Raw genomic sequence first — 1,246 nt, 5'->3', positions numbered from 1 at the left:
TGGCAGGCGCGCCGGCAGCGGACGAGCCGGCGCCGGAAGCCGCGCCGGAGGGCGCAGCGGAGGGCTTGCTCTGGGCCGCGGCCGTGGGCGCGGCAGACGGCGCGGCCGTGGGGGTGGAGGTGGAGGCGCTGGTCGCGGCGGTGGCCGCTCCCCCCGCGGTCGCGATGACCGCGGCGGTGGCGGCGATGAGCGTGATCGGGCGGATACGCATGAAATCCGTGTCCTTTCCTGCGGGCGTCCGGTTGATGCCCGCACCCCGGTACGCCTCCCGACGCCCGGCAGGTCGCACCCCGCACATGTGATCCAGGCCATAGCCAGCGGGTGCAACCCGGGGGCGGCACTCGTGCGTACAGAGCGGGAGGCTCCACCCGGGACGCACGGCTCCACCGCCGCCGGGAAGTGCTCCCGCGCGAGCCGCCGACGCCGCGAACTGACGGACAGCCCCGGAGGAGAGGCCCTTGATGACGCCACAGGAGTTCGACGCCTTCTACGCGGCGTCCTTCTCCCGCCTGACCGGGCAGCTCTACGCGATGACCGGCGACTGGTCCGAAGCGCAGGACGTGGTCCAGGAGGCCTTCATCCGCGCGTGGGACCGACGGCGCACCTTCGACCTGGACCACGCCCCGGAGGCGTGGATCCGGACCACGGCCCGGCGGCTGGCCGTCTCCCGCTGGCGGCGCCTGGCCCGGGGCCTGCACCTGGCCGGACGCCACCACCGCCCGGAACCACCCACCGTCGAACCGCCCACCGAGGACCACTTGATGCTGGTCACCGCGCTCCGCGACCTGCCCGAGGCACAGCGGAGCGCCCTGGTCCTGCACCACATGTGCGACCTCCCCGTCGAGCAGGTCGCGGCCGAGACCGGCGCCAGCGTCAGCGCCGTCAAGAGCCGCCTCACCCGGGGCCGGACCGCGCTCGCGGCCGGACTCGCCGACCGGACCCCGAGCAGCGAGGAAGGAAAGCTCCGTGTCTGACCCCCTCCACGACACCGTCGGCGACCGGCTGCGGCTGCTCGGCACACAGGTGCCCGCACCGGCCCTGCCCGCTGCCGAGATCCGCCGACGCGCCGACCGGCGCCGCAACCGCCGGCACCGCCGGTACGCCCTGGGCGCGACCGCGGCCTGCGCCGCGGCGGCCCTGTACCTGACCCTCCCGTCCGGGCCGCCCTCACCGCGGCCGCAGCACGGAGCAGTGGTCACCACGGACACTCCCTCCGTGCCGGCCCCCGCCTCCGACTCCCCCCGCC

At 75.8% G+C, this 1,246-nt stretch carries 2 protein-coding genes and 1 pseudogene; all 3 read left to right on the top strand.

Annotated elements, in window-relative coordinates; all coding sequences use genetic code 11:
• On the top strand, positions 1–302 hold a 302-nt coding region (locus ACFWXO_RS45580; RefSeq protein ID WP_380533200.1), incomplete at its 5' end, for a hypothetical protein.
• Between the two features lie 159 nt (positions 303–461).
• Entirely contained in the window at positions 462–974 is a 513-nt protein-coding gene (locus ACFWXO_RS45575; RefSeq protein ID WP_380409962.1) for a SigE family RNA polymerase sigma factor, read from the top strand.
• Positions 967–1,246: pseudogene (locus tag ACFWXO_RS45570) on the top strand (hypothetical protein); the annotation flags it as partial. The gene ACFWXO_RS45575 and the pseudogene ACFWXO_RS45570, both read left to right, overlap by 8 nt.

It is taken from the genome of Kitasatospora sp. NPDC059088, assembly GCF_042738155.1.
Classification (GTDB): Bacteria; Actinomycetota; Actinomycetes; order Streptomycetales; family Streptomycetaceae; genus Kitasatospora.
The sequence above is the reverse complement of the archived record's forward strand: the minus strand, read 5'-3'. Positions and strand labels throughout refer to the sequence as shown.